This is a genomic window from Streptomyces sp. BE20 (assembly GCF_036322525.1).
Classification (GTDB): Bacteria; Actinomycetota; Actinomycetes; order Streptomycetales; family Streptomycetaceae; genus Kitasatospora.
Map to the genome: position 1 here is coordinate 1 of NZ_JAQYWW010000855.1, position 591 is coordinate 591.

The 591-nt window shown below is 65.1% G+C and carries 1 protein-coding gene; it reads left to right on the plus strand.

The window, feature by feature from the left end; translation table 11 throughout:
- On the plus strand, nucleotides 1–591 hold a 591-nt coding region (locus PUR61_RS18380), incomplete at both ends, for a cytochrome b (RefSeq protein ID WP_329879988.1).

Sequence of the window (591 nt, forward strand, 5' to 3'; positions counted from 1 at the left end):
CTGACGCTGTTCTTCAAGCCCTCCATGGGCGAGGTGATCTACGACGGCGTGTACATCCCGCTCAAGGGCATCCCGATGTCCGAGGCGTACGCGTCGACGGTCGACATCAGCTTCGAGGTGCGCGGCGGTCTGCTGGTCCGCCAGATCCACCACTGGGCCGCCCTGGTGTTCGTCGCGGCGATGCTCGTGCACATGATGCGCGTCTTCTTCACCGGCGCGTTCCGCAAGCCCCGCGAGATCAACTGGGTCTTCGGCTTCCTGCTGCTCGTCCTGGGCATGTTCGACGGCTTCTTCGGCTACTCGCTGCCGGACGACCTGCTCTCGGGCACCGGCATCCGCTTCATGGAAGGCGCGATCCTCGCCGTCCCGCTGGTCGGCACCTACATCCAGATGTTCCTGTTCGGGGGCGAGTTCCCCGGCCACGACATCGTGCCGCGCTTCTTCACCATCCACGTGCTGCTGATCCCGGGCATCATGCTGGGCCTGCTCGTCGCCCACCTGATCCTGGTCTTCTACCACAAGCACACCCAGTGGGCGGGCCCCGGCAAGACCGAGAAGAACGTCGTCGGCATGCCGCTGATGCCGGTCTAC